The sequence below is a fragment of the Nitrincola alkalisediminis genome, assembly GCF_009821115.1.
GTDB lineage: Bacteria > Pseudomonadota > Gammaproteobacteria > Pseudomonadales > Balneatricaceae > Nitrincola > Nitrincola alkalisediminis.
This window is the reverse complement of the sequence record NZ_VYTY01000013.1, coordinates 1-17,199: the sequence shown is the minus strand read 5'-3', so window position 1 is coordinate 17,199 and position 17,199 is coordinate 1. Positions and strand designations below refer to the sequence as shown.

Here is a 17,199-nt window from a genome sequence, read left to right as displayed (position 1 = left end):
TTGCTGTTTAAATCAAAAACTCACGGGCTTTTTCTAAGGCTTCAAATAAACGATCCACTTCAGAAAGCGTATTGTAAAAACTAAAGCTGGCTCTAACACTGCCATCAACACCTAAGGCTTCCATTGCTGGCTGTGCACAATGGTTACCCGTCCTGACGGCAATACCCTGCTGGTCCAGCAACATACCGAGATCCGCTGAGTGGACACCGTCTAAAACAAAACTTAGCACGCAGACTTTTTCGTGAGACACGCCCAAAACACGCATTCCCTCAAAGGCCTTTGCCTTTTCTTCTGCGTAGGCCAGAAGTTGAGCTTCATGATCGATGAGTGCTTGCTTGTCTAAGCCATTGAGGTAGTGGATTGAGGCCGCCAAGGCAATCGCGTCCGCGATATTCGGCGTGCCCGCTTCAAACTTAAACGGCAGCTTGTTAAAGGTTGTCCCTGCAAAGCTGACACTCTCAATCATTTCTCCACCGCCCAACCAGGGTGGCATCGCCTCTAACAGCTCTGCCTTGCCATACAAAGCACCTATGCCCGTTGGGCCGAAAAGCTTATGACCTGAGAAGGTATAAAAGTCGCAGCCCAATTGCTGCACATCGGCAAGGAAGTGCCCAGCGCCTTGAGCACCGTCAACCAACACCTTCGCACCCACGCGATGCGCCATCTCCACCATTTTTTGAACGGGATGGATGACACCCAAAGCATTCGAGACATGGGCAAATGCGACCATTTTCACTCGATCATCGAGCAAGGCTTCATAGGCTTGCAAGTCAATAATGCCTTCGTCCGTAATCGGAATAGGCACCACCTCGGCTCCAACCTCTTGCGCAACCAATTGCCACGGCACGATGTTGGAGTGATGTTCAAGCATGGAAACTAAGACCCTATCGCCTTTTGACAGGTTTTGACGCCCCCAACTGTACGCGACAAGGTTAATGCTTTCGGTGCTTCCGCGAGTCCAAATAACCGATCGACTTTCAGGCGCATTAATGAATTCAGCAAGGGTTTGGCGCGCCGCTTCAAACTTCTCGGTCGCCCGATCACTCAACGCATGTGCACCTCGGTGGACGTTGCTGTTATCCAATGAATAAAAATTCACCAATGCATCAATCATCGCTTGCGGCTTATGTGTTGTCGCACCGTTGTCTAAGTAGACAAGGGGACGCCCATTCACCGTCTGATGCAACGCTGGAAAATCTGCCCTTATTTTATCGATATCCAAACTCACTCAATCACCACCTTTCGCTAATCGATCGATTCATCGTGGATCAAATGACGCACAACGTCATCACTCTGGCCAAACGCTTTCGCCATGCGTGGGCGCAACCACTCTTTAATTTCATCTATGGCAATGTTTTCAACCAGCTCGTTGACAAAACCAAAACTGAGCATGACTCTCGCTTCCGCCTCAGAAATACCACGGCTGACTAAGTAAAATAAGGACTCATCGTTCAATTGACTGATGGTCGCACCGTGCGCACACTTCACATCATCGGCGTAAATTTCCAATTCAGGCTTAGTGTTTATTTCTGCGCGATTTGACGTCAAAAGGTTACGATTACTCATCTCCGCTAGTGTTTTTTGAGCGTCCTGATGAATATGAATACGTCCGTTAAAGACCGCTTTCGCCGTATCCGAAATCACCCCTCTAAACACTTCATTGGTCGTGCAATGCGGAACACAGTGCTCAACATTGGTATGGTAATCGACGCGTTGGTTATACTTAGGTAAATAAATACCCTGCAAATCAAGATCCGCACCCGACCCCAGATGTCGAACATGGTAATCGATGCGCTTCAAACGACTCCCGGTTGCCAAGGTAAAGCCCGTCAGCTGGGAATTGGCATGCAAGGCGGCATGAACACTGCCCAAATGCAAGGCTTGCTCACTTTCCATGCTGATTCGATAATGTTTAAGTTTGGCGTTTTCACCTAAATCGACTTCGGTCACCGCATTAAACATGGGGCTGGCATCGCTCAACGTCACAAAATGCTCGATGACAACGGCCTCGGCACTGGTTTCCAGTGAGAGCAACAGGCGCGAGCCCACATAGTCAGACGCACCAGACCCCGTGTGTATATGCACCACATACACTGGCTTTTCCAAGCGCTGATTGGCACGAAGGTTTAAAAAGACCCCTTCTCCCAACGCCGCTGTGTTAAGTTGAGAAAACAGGTGCTTTTCAACCTTAGCCACTTGATTAAACTTGGCTAAAATCGCCTGTTGTTCAGCGTCTGACGCTTGGCTAAACAAGGTTAAGCTTGCTGGCAATTCTGACGAAAACTGACTGGAGAAGTGCCCATTCACAAACACTACGCGAATTGCATCTAGCGCCATTAATTCATCGGGCAGCGCATCTAATGCTGCATCCGATGGCAAAGTCCAAAGCGTCGACTCCAAGGACTGCAACGAAGTGTAACGCCAAGCTTCGGTTTTGCGTGTTGGCCATTTTTCAGTTTGCCATTGATCGGCACACGCCTGTTTCGCCTCGTTAAGCCAAGGAAGCCCTGTAGACTGTTGCGCCAATACCAGCGCATGTGATTGAAATTCACTCATCGTCAAACAGCCTCATTTTCTAACCAGCTATATCCCTTCGCTTCTAGCTCAAGTGCCAATGACTTATCACCGGACTTAACGATACGACCATTCGCCAGTACGTGAACATAATCCGGTACGATGTAATCCAGCAAACGCTGATAGTGAGTGACAACAATAAAACTGCGATCGGCTGAGCGCATGGCGTTTACACCGCTTGCAACCACTTGCAACGCATCGATATCCAGACCCGAGTCTGTTTCATCCAAGATGCAAAGCGACGGTTCAAGCAGCATCATCTGCATGATTTCGTTGCGTTTCTTTTCTCCGCCTGAGAACCCCTCATTCACACCACGCTTTAAAAAGCTCTGATCCAGATTAACGGTTTTACAGGCTTCGCGTGCCATTTTCATGAACTCAATTGCAGAGTATTCTTCAAGACCTGCATGTGCACGACGCGCATCAACAGAGGCTTTCAGCAACTCCATATTGCTGACGCCGGGTATTTCAACGGGATACTGAAACGCCAAAAACAATCCTTCTCTGGCTCTAATTTCAGGATCCATGTCTAAAAGATCCTGACCTTTAAATTCAACATGACCTGCTGTGGCTTCATAGCCTGGACGTCCAGACAACACATTGCCCAGGGTACTCTTACCCGCACCATTGGGTCCCATGATGGCATGAATTTCACCTGGCTTTACTTCAAGATTTAGCTGGCGAAGAATTTCTTTGTCTTCTACTTTTGCACACAAGTCATTAATTTTTAACATCGTATCACTCACAAACATTTAAATCGGTTGCTCAGTACGGCTTAGCCTACTGACCCTTCGAGACTGACTTCTAACAACTTGCCCGCTTCCACAGCGAATTCCATTGGCAGCTGTTTAAACACTTCTCGGCAAAAACCATTCACAATCATGGAAACGGCTTTTTCGGCATCTAAACCGCGCTGTTGGCATAAGAACAGCTGATCATCACTGACTTTAGACGTGGTTGCTTCATGCTCAACAACAGCAGAAGGGTGTGCACTTTCTATGTAAGGAAAGGTATGTGCGCCACAACGGTCACCAATCAGCAAAGAATCGCATTGTGTATAATTACGCGCACCTTCCGCCGTTGGCCCCATGCGCACTAAACCACGATAGGCATTTTGACTTTTACCCGCCGAAATACCCTTGGAAATAATGGTCGACTTGGTGTGCTTACCCAAGTGGATCATTTTGGTTCCGGTATCGGCCTGCTGGTAATTATTCGTCAAAGCAACCGAATAAAACTCACCAATACTGTGATCGCCCTTTAGGATGCAGCTCGGGTACTTCCAGGTCACAGCCGATCCAGTTTCAACCTGCGTCCACGAAATCTTGGCGCGGGTATGGCAGATTCCACGTTTGGTTACAAAGTTATAAATCCCGCCCTTGCCTTGTTCATCGCCGGGGTACCAGTTTTGCACTGTTGAATATTTAATCTCGGCATTGTCCAGCGCAACCAACTCAACAACAGCTGCGTGCAGCTGATTCTCGTCACGTTGTGGCGCAGTACAGCCTTCCAAGTAGCTCACGTGTGAGCCTTCATCGGCAATAATCAAGGTACGCTCAAACTGCCCAGTGTTCATTTCATTAATTCTGAAATAGGTGGAAAGCTCCATCGGACAACGCACACCTTTGGGGATGTACACGAAGGAACCATCGGAGAACACGGCTGAATTCAACGCAGAATAATAGTTATCGCGTTGAGGAACGACTGAACCAATGTATTTTTTAATCAACTCGGGGTATTTGTGCACAGCTTCGCTGATCGGGCAAAAAATAACACCGGCCTCTTCCAGCTTGCCTCTGAACGTTGTCACCACAGAAACAGAGTCGAAAACAGCATCAACCGCTACACCGGCCAACATCTCTTGCTCATGCAGCGGAATACCAAGCTTATTGTAGGTTTCAATAAGGTCAGGATCGACTTCATCCAGGCTTTTTGGACGGTCCGCAAGACTCTTGGGCGCTGAGAAATACGAAATCGACTGAAAATCGATCTTCGGATATTTGACGTGCGCCCACTCAGGCTCTTCCATTCCTTGCCAAATTTTGAACGCTTTAAGACGCCAGTCGAGCATCCACTGAGGCTCATTTTTTTTAGCTGAAATGAAACGAATTACGTCCTCATTCAACCCTGGAGGCAAAGTCTCAGACTCGATATTGGTGTGAAAACCGGCTGAGTACTCTTTCCTAATTAAACTTTCGACCTGTTCAGACATAACTCTACTACCTCTGCTTGCACATCCGCGCCGGGTTAGGCGTCAGTGTTTGTCAATCGAGTGACAACCTGACGGAAATGCTTAATGGCAAACTCGACTTCATCTTCTGTGGTGAAGCGCCCAAAACTGATACGCACTGACGCATGCGCCAGTGCATCAGGGACGCCGATGGCTTTTAAAACATAACTGGGTTCTACGCTGGCTGAGGTGCATGCCGATCCTGTTGAGATGGCGAGATCTTTTAAGGCCATCAACAAGACTTCACCCTCAACCCCTGCAACGGCCAGATTCAAATTGCCTGCAATCCGCCGCGAGAAGGATCCGTTCAATTGTACACTAGGTAAATCTTTAATCCCTTCCCAAAAGGTTTGACGATGACGGGCAATTCTCGTCGACTCTTCAAGCATCAATTCCTGTGCGAGCTTTAATGCCTCACCCATTCCGACGATTTGATGGGTCGGTAGGGTGCCCGAACGCATCCCTCGCTCATGTCCGCCCCCGTGTATTTGCGCTTCTATACGCACTTTGGGTTGCTGGCGAACATAGAGCGCACCGATTCCTTTTGGGCCGTATATCTTGTGGGCTGAGATCGACATTAAATCAACGTTCAACTCACTCAAATCAATAGGCAGCTTGCCGACACTTTGCGCGGCATCCACATGAAACAACACACGATGCTCTCGACAAAGATCCCCTATCGCCGCAATATCGGTGACGGTGCCTATCTCGTTGTTCACATGCATCAGCGACACTAAAATTGTGTCATCGCGTAACGCATCACTGACTTGCTGGACATGAATTAGGCCCTGCGCATCAGGCGTCAACCATGTGACTTCATACCCCTCATCCTCAAGATGACGAAGGGTATCAATCACCGCTTTGTGCTCAATTCGCGACGTAATCAGGTGTTTGCCTTTACGCGCACTTTGATGCGCAGCCCCTTTAATCGCAAGATTGTTCGATTCTGTTGCACCGGATGTCCACACAATCGAGCGTGGATCCGTGTTCAATAATTCAGCAACCTGTTGACGCGCTTGCTCAACGGCCTCTTCCGCTCTCCAACCGTAAATATGAGACCGTGACGCAGGATTCGCAAAGTTTCCATCCATTGTCAGGCAGGCCATCATTTTTTCGGCCACTCTCGGATCCACTGGGGTTGAGGCGGCATAGTCGAGATAAACAGGACGCATCATTATTTTCACACTTGTTAAAAAATACCACTGGCAACACAGGCCTTAGTGCCTGCTCGCCACCCTTTCAAACTCACTTTCACGCGAACTGACGATCACTTGATCTAATTTGCGTAAATCTTGACGCGAAGCAACCTGCTGAACATCTTGACGCTGAACCAGATCGGCCAGGGTAATACCTGCCAAAAAGCTGTGTATTTGATCGCTCAAATCACACCATAAATGATGGGTCAAACAGACTTCACCGGCCTGACAATCGCCTTTACTCCGGCAACCCGTGGCATCGACCGTCTCATTGACAGCATCCACAACTTCAGCAACATTAATTTTGTTCTGTGGGCGTTTGAGTTGATAACCACCGCCTGGGCCTCTGACGCTTGAAACCAACTCATTGCGACGCAAACGTGCAAAAAGTTGCTCAAGATACGACAAAGAAATTCCTTGGCGCTCAGAAATATCGGCAAGACTGATTGGTCCTTTTCCTTCGTGCAGTGCCAAGTCCAACATGGCAGTCACCGCATACCGGCCTTTCGTTGTAAGTCGCATCATTCACCTCACATTCACCCAATTAAGTAAGAGGGATTATGCTAAAACCTACAAAAGCAGTCAACTATTTAACCTACTAATTTGATCAAGAATTAGATTCGCGAGTCGATAAGGCGCTTTCGTCTTCAACCGCCCCCTCAAAATCTTCGCCTTTCAGCTCAGGTAACTCCTCATTGCAGTACTCAGGACGCAATTCACACAACACCTGCCCCATGGATTCAACTTTCTTATCCATCGCCTGCATATGATCTAAAAGACACTGAATAGCATGCGCAACAGGGTCTGACACTTCTTCGGTAACGGCGTAGGCATCAAAGCCCATTTGATTGGCCATTTTTCGGCGCACGTCTTCGCATTGAGCCGACTCTTGGCCCCGCTTAACAATCCGCGCTGGAATACCGACAACAGTAGCACCAGCCGGTACGTGTTTGGTCACCACGGCATTCGACCCGACACGCGCCCCTTGGCCAATTGTGATCGGCCCGAGAATCTTCGCCCCAGCACCACACACCACACCACTTTCAAGGGTTGGATGGCGCTGCCCCTTATTCCAAGTTGTGCCCCCTAGGGTAACACCGTGGTAAAGCGTGACATCGTCACCTACGATGGCGGTTTCGCCAATAACGACACCCATGCCATGATCAATAAAAAAGCGGCGACCGATTTGCGCACCGGGGTGAATCTCGATACCCGTTGTCCAGCGGGCAAAATTGGAAATCATTCGCGCCAGCCACTTAAAGCCCCGACGCCAAAGCCCATGTGCCAAACGATGCCACCAGACCGCATGCAAGCCCGGATAGGTTGTCACCACCTCGAAGGTACTACGTGCGGCAGGGTCTCGGTGAAAAACAGACGCAATGTCTTCTTTTATGGATGCAAACACACAAATAACCTTTTTTAGACGTTAGCCTTTTTTGGGATGATCCGCGCCCACTTTTTCGTCCACGCTTCTTAAAATACCGCGCAAAACGTTGACCTCAACCTTATCCGGCACGGCTCTTAAAAAAAGCCTGCGCATACGGGTCATCAACTGACGTGGATTTTCGGGATCTAAGAACTCGATCTCCACCAAGGTTTTCTCTAAGTGTTCAAACAAAAGCTCCAGCTCTTTTGCTTGTGCCAACTCGATATCCCACTGCGTTCCCCACTTAGGTGCAGACGGCTCGTCTAACGACTCCTGCAACATGCGCAGCTCATACGCAATCACTTGCACAGCAGCGGCCACGTTCAACGAACTAAAATCGGGGTTCGTAGGAATTTGCACATGATGATGACAGCGATGAAGCTCTTCATTGGTCAGGCCACGATCTTCGCGACCAAAGACAATCGCGACGCGCGTATCAGGAGCCACCTTTCCGACAACACCCGCAAGTTCTCTTGGGTTCATGATCGGCCAAGGGATATGACGCCCACGCGCACTAGTGCCCACCACGAGATGGCAATCCGCAATGGCATCCTCTAAGGTATCCACGAGTGTCGCCGCCGCTAAAATATCGGTCGCCCCCGACGCACGGGCATCGGCCTCAGGATCTGGAAAACGTTTAGGTGCAACCAAACAAAGATCCGCCAGCCCCATATTTTTCATGGCTCTGGCAACCGCCCCAATATTACCGGGATGCGTCGTATTCACGAGAATTATACGTATTTGATCAAGCATCTGTGCAATTTCATAAAAAAATGAGGCCAATATGGTAACAGATAACGCTTGAGGAAGTGCAGAGGTACAGGATAAATAGATATCCAGGCGCAACGGGATCAATCGCAACCCATAAGGCTACATATGACAAGTGCTGATTTTTAAGCTTAACACAGAGCGCACCGGCAACCTTGATGCAGCGAAGCGGAGACAAGGGCGTCCGAGTCCGAGTCCGCGTTTGGTTAAATTGCTATCGTTCACCCTCAAGGCCATGCCACACTCGGAGAATAATGATAGCACTGGCATGAACTGAATATCGAACGACGTATTTTCCGAAAACCATATCTCGAACAGAGTCAGGCACCGGTGCCATTTCAACTGGTGTGCCCATTTTGGGGAATTCTGGAAGTAATTCGATTTTGCCAACCAGTTCGGTGGCAATCCTGGCTGCCGCCGACGGGCTGTGCACCGCAATGAACTCCCTGAGGCATTTTAAATCATCAATGGCTTCGTCCGTGTAAACCAGCTTCACTTACCTGACCTCGGCGCATCTTGCTCGTTTTCGGCCACCCAGCTATTAAGCCAACTATGGACCTCGCTGGCATCAACAACCTTGCCTTGGGCAGCAGACTCCATTGCCTCTAATGTTTGTTTCCACCGCTCTTGCTCAAGCTGCTGCCTTTCTATGTATTCCGACAATGCCTGGTTGATTACCCAGCCTTTGCTACGGTGCAGCCTGCTGGCGATCGCTTCCAGATGCTGTTCAACTTCTGCTTGAAGGCGAACTGTGGTGACGCTCATGACTATGACCCTCGAATTTGCTGACTACAATGTATTACAGCATAGTCTACAAGGGTAGGCAAAAAATTTAACGCTCCGCTAAAGTGCAACGCTCGCGGTGTCACTTTTCAGCGGCTGTTAGCAGCTTCAGCACGCAAACGCTCTACTAGCCAAACTTTAATAATGGATTGGCGAGTGACTCCTATTCGAGCAGCTTCACGATCAAGCGATTCAACTACCCATGCAGGAAAATCAACATTAATGCGCTTTACTTCATGATTTACTCGGCGTGCAGTTGTTACATCAAGATCGCCAATGATGTCTTCTACACTCTCATCAAATTTTGAATCAAATTCATTAGCTTTCATACAACTCTACCTCACTCTTGCGTGAACGTCTTACCGAAATAATTCGTATTTTTTCACCTCGGTATGTGATCACGGCAGACCAGTGCTTATCACCTATAAGACCAATGACAAGGTAATGAGGTTCATCATCTGACTTAGCTTGAATCTCTAGTAAATCTTGATCTTGCCACAAGGCCCGTGCATCAAGGAAATCAATTCCATGCTTATGGAGGTTCGCTTGACTTTTTTCACCATCAAATTCAAACGTGTTCATGAGTATAAATTATTCCTTTTTTACTCATTTAGCAAGGAAGTGGATATGATTGACTGCTAACGCCCCTCACAAGGGCGGCCAAATAAGCGCAGCGTTTTGGCTGTCCCAGCGACCAACGGGAGCGATTGCTGCGGATTGTTATATGCCTTGCCCAACAATAAGTATGCGCATATACTATGCACATCACACATGCGGAGCAACAGCCATGAATTACGCATACAATACCCAAGCCCCCAAGAAACCCACTAATGTCAGTATAAACAGTGATTTACTTGAAAAAGCCAAAGGTCTCAATATCAATCTATCTGCAACTTTGGAGCGTGCCCTGGCTGATCAATTAAGGACTGAACAGCGCGCTCAATGGCTACGCGAGAACGCCGATGCTATTCAAGCATACAACCAATTTGTCGAAACCAACGGCACGTTCAGCGACAGTGTCAGGAAGTTCTGATGAGTCAATTTTGCGCATATAAGAACCCCAACCCAGCTACTCGCACCCAATACCCTTACCTGCTGGATATACAAACTGGTTTATTAAGTGAACTGAGAACAACCATTGTCATTCCGCTTACACCTTCAAAAATGGCTGCACACATAAGCCTATCGAGGCTCAATCCCACATTCATTCTTGATGGTGAGAGCTTCACAGCAATGACACAAGACATTGCAGGTGTAGATCGCAAACAGCTTGGTGTTCTGGCCTATGACCTGACCTCACAACGCGCTGACATTAGTGCGGCAGTCGATTTTGTAATCTCTGGCATATAACGCCCGCCATAAACGGCACAAGGAACGAGCGTCCGGTGACCGAAGGGAGCGAATTAAATGGCTTTGTTAAGCTTGCGCTGCAAAATCATATGGACGAACTTGCAGCAAAGACTGATTTTGTCGGGCAACCCAAAGGTCATAAGCATTCTGAAGCCTAAGCCAATGATCAGCGGTGGGTTTCTTAAAAGCCAGCTCAAGCCGTACCGCCATTTCAGGAGTAATAGAACCTCTACCATTTAATACTTTAGATAAAGTTTTACGGCTTATATTTAGATGCTCTGAGACATCAGTAATTGTTACACCCGTCGGTTCAATTACTAACTCTTTAAGAATTTCACCCGGATGAGCCGGATTGTGCATACTCATTAGTGATAATCCTCATAATTAACTATTTCGGCGTCTTTGCCGGTGAATCGAAAAGTGATCCGCCAATTTCCGCTTACTGACACAGACCATATGCCTTTACGGCTTCCTTTTAATTCATGCAAACGAAGACCCGGCAAATCCATATCTTCTGGTGTTTCGGCTTGATCAAGGTTTGTAAGAATAAGCCTTAAACGCTTGGCGTGTTTCGCCTGAACCCCAGAGGTTTTACCGGACTTGTAGAACTTCTCAAGGCCTTTGTGTATGAAGCTTATAATCATGGATCAATCGTAACCCACAAGGTTACACATGGCAAGTGCTGATTTTTGAGCTTAACGCCCAATGCAGAGGACGAATTTTGCGCAGCAAATTTGTTCCACTGCAATTGTTTATTAACCCCTAAGCGCAAGGTCTTCCCTAATAACCTCAGGATGGCGGAAAGCAATCTCGATAAGCGCTTTTGCAGGTCCAGAAGGCTTACGGCGGCCTTGCTCCCATTCCTGCAAGGTGCGTGGCGAAATATGCAGTACCTCAGCAAACTCAACCTGTGTTAGCCCAGTCTTGCTCCGCGCCTCTGCAACCTCATTAGGCACAACACGACAGGTTCTAGCCGCTTTGCCAGCTTTCATTTCTTTAACTGATTGAAGCAACTTGTTGCCAAGCTCCTCTGCACTCAAGATCTCGTTATTCATTTTCCAGCACCTCACGAACTGCTTTCAGGATATGCGCGGGTATATTTTCCTTAACGGCTTTTTTATAGATCACCAATAACCAGATCTCACCGTTAGCTAACTTGGTGAAGTAGATGACTCGCACTCCACCGCGTTTCCCTGATCCCGCCACGGACCAACGAACCTTTCTACATCCACCACCGCCAGGAATCGGGTCGCCAATATCAGGATTAGCCGCCAACCAAGCGAAGAACGCATTTCGCTCTTCCTCAGTCCATATTTTTTGGCATCCGCTTCGAATGTAGGAGTTTCGATGATAGTAAACATAACGTCATTATACGTCACTGACGTATATTCGCAAGGCCGTGAGAGGAAGGGTTAACGCCCGAGCACAGCGGCACGAACGAAGTGAGTGTCCGGTGCCGCAGGCACGAACTGCCGCGACTTGTTATGCAGCATTAAGCTCAACCTTTTGCACCTTATCTAAACTTAACTTTTTACCAGCATGCCATAAATCATAAGCATCCTGCATAGCCAGCCAACTTTCTGGGCTTCTACCCAATGCTTTAGATAGACGAAGGGCCATTTCTGGGCTTATGCCACTTTGACACCTCAAGATTCGATTGAGTGTAGATGGAGATACATCCAATTTTTCCGCAAGATATCGACAACTCAAACCAAAAGGTTCTATGTAGGTTGCCAAAATAAATTCTCCAGGATGGACTGGATTAAACATTATAGACATCAGTGATAATCCTCATAATCTAGCAGATACACATGACCATCACGAAAATCAAAGGTCAAACGCCAATTGCCACTGACCGTTATTGACCAAATACCCTTGCGATCACCTTTTAGCGGATGCAGTTTGTATCCTGGAATGTAGAGATCTGAAACTTCCATCGCAGTATTCAAGGCGGTTAATTGCATACGCAATCTGGTCGCATGTTTTACCTTAATGCCTCGCGTACCTCCTGTTTCGAAGTAAAGCTTCAGTCCTTTGAGCTTAAAAGCTCTAATCATGGATTGAGTGTAGCGCAATGCGCAACATTGTCAAGCTGCAATCGTGGTAGAACGACCCATTACTGAGCCGCCCCCACAGGTGAGTCGGCCAAGGAAACCTCCCCCTTGGCCGCTCTCAGAACCGGACGTGAACCTCTCGATTCATCCGGCTCCCATCATCCAGCCCATCGAGAGAAGCCTGCTGACCAGTGAACAAATAGACTAGCCCACTCTTTTCTGATCCTTTCCAGCCAGACAGAAGCACGGCGCTTACGGCCACGTAAGCGCTTGTATTTGCCCATGGCCCAACGTATCAGGTAGGCATCTATATTCTGAACAGCACCTCTCACTTCCGAGCGCATAAACCGTCCATAGTACTGTATCCAACCTCGGACTACGCTATTTATTTCCTGCGCAATCGAGATCAGCGTCGTACCACTCCACAGGTGGATCTTCCATTGTCTAATACATCTACGTATCGACTTCTTAGCCTTGTCACTGATGGCCGGAGAGAAGCTAACAAACAGCTTCCCGAACCGCGTCCGATTCGTCCTTGGACGAAAAGTGTAACCCAGAAAGTCGAAACTCGTATGCTGATAAGCTGAGCTTCTAAGCTCATCTTTGCAGTATACGATTCGCGTCTTTTCCGGATGCAGTTCCAGCTTACAGCGTTTCAGCCGTTGGTCAATCTTATCTCGGATGAAGAGCGCCTGCTTTTCCGTCTTACAGTGCACCACGGCATCATCGGCATACCGCTCAAACGGTATGCCTGAATACTCTTGCCTCATCCAATCATCAAACACATAGTGCATGAGCATATTCGCTAACAAAGGACTGATAACACCTCCCTGTGGCGAACCTTTGCAGCGCGCTTCGATTTTGCCATCCTGTGTTTGCATAGGGGCTTTTAGCCACCGTTCCACATAGAGCAAAATCCAGTGGCAGTTCGTGTGTTTCTCTACCGCACGCATCACCAACTTATGATCCAGATTGTCGAAGAACCCTTTGATATCGAGATCCACAACCCAGTCATATCGCCAGCAACGTTTCCGCGCTACACCGATAGCATCCAGCGCTGATTTCCTCGGGCGGTAACCATACGAATCGGGATGAAAATATGGTTCCACCAGAGGTTCCAGGTACTGTTTTACTACTATCTGCGCGATGCGATCCGCAACGGTTGGGATTCCTAACCGTCGCGTACCACCGTTGCTTTTGGGGATTGAAACCTCCAGAACGGCCGGCGGAAAATAGCTCCCAGACGACAATCGATTCCATAGCTTGTACAGGTTATTTCGCAGGTCCCGTTCAAAGTCCTGTATTGACTGCCTGTCGATACCCTCTGCACCTTTGTTCGACTTCACCTGCAAGTAGGCGTCATACACTACCCGCTTGGAAATCTCGAAAGGCTTTGCAATATCCATCAATTCCTCCCGTTACCGGTTGACCGATCTATATCGCTGAATGACCCGGCCCCTTTGCTCCACCGCCATTACAGCGGTTTCAACGCTACTACGGACCGGTCCGCCCCTGTGACTCACATCGGTACTCTGACTCTTGTGGGGTCTCCACTTGAGCTTCTCCCTTAACATTGAGACGACAGGTTCCCATGTTCCATACAAGAGCCTGAAATGAGCTCGCGCCACCTTCATGCCGGACACCGCACAGGCAGTAAGCAGACTCCCCCTGTACTTATCACGGGGCAGATCTGAATCCCCATTTTTGATGCCAGTTTCACGTTTTCGACACTTCATCAGTGGTTCGCTCTCGCTCGCCTTCTCATTTCCTACCTGACACATTTAGCTGTGCCTTTTCTGTAACGCTCACCACCCCGGCTCTTTACCGGCGCAGCTTACAGTGGTTTGAAGCCTGCTTCTGCAAGCCGGCTTCAGAGGGCCTACCTCCATCTCTCATACAGCTACGTGTCCGAAGACACTCATGGCACACCAGATCCGGACGTGCGGAACTACCGCATCCGGCTCTTCAGTTATATATTCACGCGTGTAAATCACGCACTTAATACCAATCAACGTGAATAATGCGCTTACTCACCCTTTGTCGCTCAATACCATAATACACTAACATCTGCTTAAACTGACTCCAGTTATAACTTCGCCTTCCACTTCGTCTATTGAGCCATTTGTATAAACTATGCAGCACATGACTGTACAGCTTATCCAAACAACGACTATTATCAGGCAAACCAAAGTAATTGCGGTACCCCATCAATTTGCGTCGCAGCTGAGGAAGCCAACGATTTAAAGTTGAATTTCTTCAGCCGCTTTGGCAGCACCTTATAGAAGCGCTCTGCATCATTCGCACATTGAAAGGCACAAGCAAAATCATCAGCATAGCGAATTAACATTGCCCTGCCACGCATCTTGGGTTTTACTTTCTTTTCAAACCATAGATCTAACGCGTAGTGCAGGTAAATATTTGCCAAAACAGGACTGATGATGCCACCTTGCGGCGTGCCGGTTTGAGGACATTCAGACTGTCCTTCTGGTGATTTTATTCGTGCTTTTAGCCACTGGCTAATCACTCCCAGTAACGCTTTATCGTCAACACGCTGCTTCAGCATTTTCATCAACCAGCCGTGGTCTAAATTATTGAAGAAGCCTTTAATATCTGCCTCCACAATAACGTTTACGCTTTAATGCATCACTTAACCGGCTAATGTTGGACACAAGTTGCTACTGGTACTCTGGCATAGTAATGCCGTCGATCCCAGCCGCTGCTTGCTTATTAAGCTGACCCCAGCTTTGATACAGGCAATCTTCGCTTAGCATTCCATATAAGTTCTGAAACCTGTGTTTGGGGTTGTGCTGTGCTTTAAATGTGATTGCGTTTAGTTCGGTTGTCATAGTGATTCCAGCCCTACATTGTCCGGCCTATGTGTCTGCTAAACGCAGAATATAACTTCCAGCCCCTTCGCCATGTGATCGGTTTTACCGTCTCAGACTACTATGAGCGGGTCTGACTGCCAGAAGGTCATCGTTGGCCTTGCTTGTGGCTTAGCGTCCCTACCGTATCCCTATGGAACACTTCTGGCTCTCTCAAGTTCCTGATACATCTCTTTAGTCATGCCACGGCTTGATAACTCCGCTGACTCGCCACAGCCTCACTTTAACGGCTGCTTTGCATGGACTTCGGTGGCGTTACAAACCTCGTCAGTCAGATTGTGCTTATCGAAGCGATACCAGCTCTTCAGGGACACGCATCCCCTATGGCCTAACTAATTCTCTGTGTACGCTTCACCTATCTTGTTCGCCTATAAAAAAAATCAGACTCCGCCATAGGCGCAACACTCGATACGGGTGGTGAGTTAAACCTTACCCGACAGGGACTTACACCCTGCAAGATGCATCAAGCTTTGCTTGACGCACTAACGCCCGCTTAAGGGGGCAGACAACGCTACTACCAAGCTTCCGCATAACTCCGTAATCACAAAAACCAACGCATAGTAAAAATGCCACGCGTTGGCTGCCCCTCTTGAAGCGTTTGTAATGCCGCTAGCTGAAGCGTGAAGCCAGCTTCTTATAAACAGCATCTTTATCTCGTTTACCAACAGCGAGTACATAAACGACAACTTCATTGTCGATGACTTCATAAGCCAAACGATAACCTGATGTACGAAGTTTGATTTTGTAAACAGAATCATAACCCCGTAACTTTGATGATGGAACGTGGGGATTTTCTAGCCTTTCTTTGAGTTTCTTTTTAAATTGACTCTGAATCGTTGGCGCTAGCTTACTCCACTCCTTTTGGGCTGCTGGCAAAAACTTTAACTTATAAGTCATCAATATTGATTTCCACAGCTTGCGACAAATCACCACGACGACTATCTACTATTTGGGAAAGCTCATAATCATCAAGCATATCCATCAGATACTCGTAAGTTTCAGCCGGTACAAGGTAAGCTGCGGGTTTGTTATGGTTAAGGATCGCAATAGCTGAACCATCAGCCTCGTTCAAAAGAGCAGTTGGATTTTTCTTTAACTCTGAAATACTGGCAGAGCAATTCGCTAATACCTGTCTCATAACTTCACCATATAAGCATTAAAATCAGACCTAATTTTAGACCTTAATTTAAGTGATTGCTAGAGATTTACAATAGAGGCATAACGCTTAGTTAATGAGCCGACGAAAGCGCAAAAAAATACCCGTCAGCACCAAATTTAGGATGTATCATCCAATCTATCACTTTCGAGACCTCTTTCTTAATACATGCCGCATAGGGCGGTTTGATTCCTGCATCTGGTTGCCGGAACCGAGGGGCCTACCCTCATCTTTAATACAGCAAGAAAGGGGTTAGCCTTTCGTCATGACACACGAGCGCAGCGGAAAAGTTGTCCGTCAGCAGCGCTTTGATACTCATTGAGCCCTCCCCCCAGCTTAGCCTGATTGACTAAGCTAAAAGGTGACAAAACCAAAAAAGGAGAAGACTCAATGAACTTTTACAATAGCACTCATCAACACTATTGTGGAATAGATTTGCATGCACGCAGTCTTTATGTGTGTGTTCTCAGTCAACAGGGCGAAACCTTATTACATAAAGAGATCTCAGCTCAACCTCAAGCTCTGCTTTCTCTCATCGAACCTTATCTCGACGATCTAGTCATCGGAGTTGAATGCATGCACTGCTGGTATTGGATCGCTGACTTTTGCGAAGACCAAGGCATCAACTTTATTCTTGGTCACGCTTTATACATGAAAGCTATTCATGGCGGTAAAACCAAAAATGATCGAATAGATTCATACAAAATTGCAGCATTAATCAGAGGTGGAAACTTCCCGCTCGCCTATGTCTATCCCAAACGCATGAGAGCAGCCCGC

General features: G+C 47.8%; 26 protein-coding genes. 3 read left to right on the top strand and 23 right to left on the bottom strand.

Going from position 1 to position 17,199, the window contains the following annotated elements; genetic code table 11:
- Nucleotides 1-7: 7 nt before the first annotated feature.
- The 12 genes from F5971_RS16210 to F5971_RS16155 form a co-directional block, all read right to left on the bottom strand.
- Nucleotides 8-1,228: an aminotransferase class V-fold PLP-dependent enzyme gene (locus F5971_RS16210; protein WP_036508512.1), complete on the bottom strand. Its 1,221-nt coding sequence runs from the start codon at nucleotides 1,226-1,228 to the stop codon at nucleotides 8-10.
- A gap of 17 nt (nucleotides 1,229-1,245) precedes the next feature.
- Entirely contained in the window at nucleotides 1,246-2,556 is a 1,311-nt protein-coding gene (sufD, locus tag F5971_RS16205; RefSeq protein ID WP_193496060.1) for a Fe-S cluster assembly protein SufD, read from the bottom strand.
- 2 nt (nucleotides 2,557-2,558) lie between these two features.
- A complete protein-coding gene (gene sufC / locus F5971_RS16200; RefSeq protein WP_193496058.1) occupies nucleotides 2,559-3,308 on the bottom strand; it encodes a Fe-S cluster assembly ATPase SufC in 750 nt (249 codons plus the stop codon).
- A 41-nt stretch (nucleotides 3,309-3,349) separates the two neighbouring features.
- A complete protein-coding gene (gene sufB / locus F5971_RS16195) occupies nucleotides 3,350-4,786 on the bottom strand; it encodes a Fe-S cluster assembly protein SufB (protein ID WP_193496056.1) in 1,437 nt (478 codons plus the stop codon).
- A 35-nt stretch (nucleotides 4,787-4,821) separates the two neighbouring features.
- Entirely contained in the window at nucleotides 4,822-5,979 is a 1,158-nt protein-coding gene (locus F5971_RS16190) for an IscS subfamily cysteine desulfurase (RefSeq protein ID WP_051514210.1), read from the bottom strand.
- Between the two features lie 42 nt (nucleotides 5,980-6,021).
- Nucleotides 6,022-6,522, bottom strand: coding sequence for a Fe-S cluster assembly transcriptional regulator IscR (gene iscR, locus F5971_RS16185; protein ID WP_036508505.1), 501 nt, complete (start codon nucleotides 6,520-6,522; stop codon nucleotides 6,022-6,024).
- Nucleotides 6,523-6,607: 85 nt separating this feature from the next.
- On the bottom strand, nucleotides 6,608-7,405 hold the full coding sequence (cysE, locus tag F5971_RS16180; protein WP_193496054.1) for a serine O-acetyltransferase: 798 nt from the start codon (nucleotides 7,403-7,405) through the stop codon (nucleotides 6,608-6,610).
- Between the two features lie 21 nt (nucleotides 7,406-7,426).
- On the bottom strand, nucleotides 7,427-8,179 hold the full coding sequence (trmJ, locus tag F5971_RS16175) for a tRNA (cytosine(32)/uridine(32)-2'-O)-methyltransferase TrmJ (RefSeq protein WP_036508706.1): 753 nt from the start codon (nucleotides 8,177-8,179) through the stop codon (nucleotides 7,427-7,429).
- 229 nt (nucleotides 8,180-8,408) lie between these two features.
- Complete coding sequence (locus F5971_RS16170; RefSeq protein WP_193496052.1) at nucleotides 8,409-8,690, bottom strand: type II toxin-antitoxin system RelE/ParE family toxin; 282 nt, start codon at nucleotides 8,688-8,690, stop codon at nucleotides 8,409-8,411.
- Nucleotides 8,687-8,959, bottom strand: coding sequence for a CopG family ribbon-helix-helix protein (locus tag F5971_RS16165; RefSeq protein WP_193496050.1), 273 nt, complete (start codon nucleotides 8,957-8,959; stop codon nucleotides 8,687-8,689). Before F5971_RS16165 ends, F5971_RS16170 begins: the two co-directional genes overlap by 4 nt.
- 107 nt (nucleotides 8,960-9,066) lie before the next feature.
- The gene (gene brnA, locus F5971_RS16160) at nucleotides 9,067-9,306 is read right to left on the bottom strand and encodes a type II toxin-antitoxin system BrnA family antitoxin (protein WP_036508499.1); all 240 of its coding nucleotides are present in this window, start codon (nucleotides 9,304-9,306) and stop codon (nucleotides 9,067-9,069) included.
- Entirely contained in the window at nucleotides 9,296-9,559 is a 264-nt protein-coding gene (locus F5971_RS16155; RefSeq protein WP_193496048.1) for a BrnT family toxin, read from the bottom strand. Before F5971_RS16155 ends, brnA begins: the two co-directional genes overlap by 11 nt.
- 205 nt (nucleotides 9,560-9,764) lie before the next feature.
- On the opposite strand from F5971_RS16155, the gene F5971_RS16150 reads away from it, so the two are divergent.
- Nucleotides 9,765-10,010: a type II toxin-antitoxin system CcdA family antitoxin gene (locus F5971_RS16150; RefSeq protein WP_193496045.1), complete on the top strand. Its 246-nt coding sequence runs from the start codon at nucleotides 9,765-9,767 to the stop codon at nucleotides 10,008-10,010.
- Nucleotides 10,010-10,327 (top strand): CcdB family protein, encoded by a 318-nt coding sequence (locus tag F5971_RS16145; protein ID WP_193496043.1) that lies wholly within the window; start codon nucleotides 10,010-10,012, stop codon nucleotides 10,325-10,327. The genes F5971_RS16150 and F5971_RS16145 overlap by 1 nt, the downstream gene beginning before the upstream one ends.
- Before the next feature lie 66 nt (nucleotides 10,328-10,393).
- Here F5971_RS16145 and F5971_RS16140 read toward each other — a convergent pair whose 3' ends face one another.
- From F5971_RS16140 to F5971_RS16090, 11 genes are all read right to left on the bottom strand, one after another.
- The gene (locus F5971_RS16140) at nucleotides 10,394-10,693 is read right to left on the bottom strand and encodes a HigA family addiction module antitoxin (RefSeq protein WP_193496041.1); all 300 of its coding nucleotides are present in this window, start codon (nucleotides 10,691-10,693) and stop codon (nucleotides 10,394-10,396) included.
- Entirely contained in the window at nucleotides 10,693-10,971 is a 279-nt protein-coding gene (locus F5971_RS16135; protein WP_193496039.1) for a type II toxin-antitoxin system RelE/ParE family toxin, read from the bottom strand. Before F5971_RS16135 ends, F5971_RS16140 begins: the two co-directional genes overlap by 1 nt.
- Nucleotides 10,972-11,082: 111 nt before the next feature.
- Nucleotides 11,083-11,382: a helix-turn-helix domain-containing protein gene (locus F5971_RS16130; protein ID WP_193496036.1), complete on the bottom strand. Its 300-nt coding sequence runs from the start codon at nucleotides 11,380-11,382 to the stop codon at nucleotides 11,083-11,085.
- A complete protein-coding gene (locus F5971_RS16125; protein ID WP_246187830.1) occupies nucleotides 11,375-11,602 on the bottom strand; it encodes a transcriptional regulator in 228 nt (75 codons plus the stop codon). Before F5971_RS16125 ends, F5971_RS16130 begins: the two co-directional genes overlap by 8 nt.
- A gap of 207 nt (nucleotides 11,603-11,809) precedes the next feature.
- Nucleotides 11,810-12,106 (bottom strand): HigA family addiction module antitoxin, encoded by a 297-nt coding sequence (locus F5971_RS16120; RefSeq protein WP_193496034.1) that lies wholly within the window; start codon nucleotides 12,104-12,106, stop codon nucleotides 11,810-11,812.
- A complete protein-coding gene (locus tag F5971_RS16115) occupies nucleotides 12,106-12,384 on the bottom strand; it encodes a type II toxin-antitoxin system RelE/ParE family toxin (RefSeq protein WP_193496123.1) in 279 nt (92 codons plus the stop codon). The genes F5971_RS16120 and F5971_RS16115 overlap by 1 nt, the downstream gene beginning before the upstream one ends.
- A gap of 155 nt (nucleotides 12,385-12,539) precedes the next feature.
- The gene (gene ltrA, locus F5971_RS16110; protein ID WP_193496031.1) at nucleotides 12,540-13,787 is read right to left on the bottom strand and encodes a group II intron reverse transcriptase/maturase; all 1,248 of its coding nucleotides are present in this window, start codon (nucleotides 13,785-13,787) and stop codon (nucleotides 12,540-12,542) included.
- 592 nt (nucleotides 13,788-14,379) lie between these two features.
- Nucleotides 14,380-14,589 carry a hypothetical protein gene (locus F5971_RS18845; protein WP_223116350.1) on the bottom strand — a complete coding sequence of 70 codons (210 nt, stop codon included), beginning with the start codon at nucleotides 14,587-14,589 and terminating at the stop codon, nucleotides 14,380-14,382.
- Entirely contained in the window at nucleotides 14,558-15,001 is a 444-nt protein-coding gene (locus F5971_RS18435; protein WP_223116349.1) for a reverse transcriptase domain-containing protein, read from the bottom strand. Before F5971_RS18435 ends, F5971_RS18845 begins: the two co-directional genes overlap by 32 nt.
- 874 nt (nucleotides 15,002-15,875) lie before the next feature.
- Nucleotides 15,876-16,163 (bottom strand): type II toxin-antitoxin system RelE family toxin, encoded by a 288-nt coding sequence (locus F5971_RS16095; RefSeq protein ID WP_000221356.1) that lies wholly within the window; start codon nucleotides 16,161-16,163, stop codon nucleotides 15,876-15,878.
- Nucleotides 16,153-16,404 carry a type II toxin-antitoxin system Phd/YefM family antitoxin gene (locus F5971_RS16090; RefSeq protein WP_001250181.1) on the bottom strand — a complete coding sequence of 84 codons (252 nt, stop codon included), beginning with the start codon at nucleotides 16,402-16,404 and terminating at the stop codon, nucleotides 16,153-16,155. Before F5971_RS16090 ends, F5971_RS16095 begins: the two co-directional genes overlap by 11 nt.
- A 408-nt stretch (nucleotides 16,405-16,812) precedes the next feature.
- On the opposite strand from F5971_RS16090, the gene F5971_RS16085 reads away from it, so the two are divergent.
- Nucleotides 16,813-17,199 (top strand): IS110 family transposase (locus F5971_RS16085; protein ID WP_193496027.1); only part of this gene is annotated, 387 nt, incomplete at its 3' end.